1 protein-coding gene is annotated in these 344 nt (G+C 51.7%); it reads right to left on the bottom strand.

Annotation, left to right across the window (positions count from 1 at the left end):
- On the bottom strand, positions 1-344 hold a 344-nt coding region (locus EYY60_RS22150), incomplete at both ends, for a hypothetical protein (RefSeq protein ID WP_208749419.1).

The following is a 344-nucleotide window of genomic DNA, read 5'->3' on the forward strand; positions in this document are numbered from 1 at the left end:
CTCCTGAAATCGGGTTTGTCCCAACTACAGATCCTGTACCCCACTGGTAAGTCGCTCCAGTTCCCAAAGTCCCGCCGACTGCCGTCAATGTAGTTCCGGTTCCGCTGCAGATCGTTGTAATTCCGCTTATGCTTGTCGGTGCTGTTGATGGCGCATTTACAGTAACCACTTGCGAAACGCCTCCGGTTGTTGCAGTACACGGCGAAGTTGTATTCTCTATTCGAACCCAATATGTCGCGTTACCCGTAAGGGTCGGAGTGGTATATGTAGACGAAGTCGCTCCTGAAATCGGGTTAGTACCGACTACAGATCCTGTTCCCCATTGATACCTCGCTCCTGTTCCC

Origin of the sequence: Flavobacterium zhairuonense, from assembly GCF_004352915.1 — a bacterium.
GTDB lineage: Bacteria > Bacteroidota > Bacteroidia > Flavobacteriales > Flavobacteriaceae > Flavobacterium > Flavobacterium zhairuonense.